This is a genomic window from Chitinimonas prasina, assembly GCF_030160395.1.
GTDB lineage: Bacteria > Pseudomonadota > Gammaproteobacteria > Burkholderiales > Chitinimonadaceae > Chitinimonas > Chitinimonas prasina.
In genome coordinates, this window is sequence record NZ_BSOG01000019.1 from 1 (window position 1) to 621 (window position 621).

Annotated in this window: 1 protein-coding gene and 1 pseudogene; one reads left to right on the forward strand and one right to left on the reverse strand. The window is 61.7% G+C overall.

Features of this window, described 5'->3' with window-relative positions:
- Positions 1-109: ATP-binding protein (locus QQK16_RS20950; protein ID WP_284198442.1), on the forward strand; the 109-nt coding region annotated here is incomplete at its 5' end.
- Positions 110-184: 75 nt separating this feature from the next.
- Here the strand turns inward: QQK16_RS20950 and QQK16_RS20955 are convergent.
- A pseudogene (locus QQK16_RS20955) lies at positions 185-621 on the reverse strand (transposase); the annotation flags it as partial.

A 621-nucleotide genomic window follows, 5' to 3' on the forward strand; every position in this document is an offset into this window, starting at 1 on the left:
GATCCTCGATCGCCTTATGCATCATTGCCATCTGCTTGAGTTCGACGGACGCAGCTATCGGCTCAAAGAAGCCGCTGAAGCTCTTGCCCGGGAAACAAACTCAAACTAACAGTCCCTTGTCCTGCCTCGCGGGTGGAGGAATTTGACTGACCACACCCGGAGGAATTTGAAGTGACCCGCGGGGCTTGATCAGATTCTCGGCTTGGCCGCGCGCGCAATACAGGCTGTCGTAGATCCACTCGGCCGAGCCGACATCGAGGCTGGTGACGACGAAGCGGATGTCGAGGCCGAGCATCGTCGCCTCAATACGGGCGACAGTGCGCCGTTCGCGATCCCAGGACTTTGCCTTGTGGCGCGTCTCGGTATAGCCACGCAGAACCGGCAGGTTCTCGATGGCGCGTCGGGTGCGGATGTCGTCGGCGACCTCGTCGACTTTTCTGGCGAGAGGCTTGGTGCCGGACAGACCGAAGATGTAGTCGATGCCGTTGGTCTCGCACCACGCCATTGCCTCCGGCCGGGCATAGTGCCCGTCGCCACGGAACGTAATTTGCGTGTTGTGCCATCGCGTCCGGATATGCCGTACCAGGCGGCGCAGAAGGGCACGCACCTCGACGCCGCCCG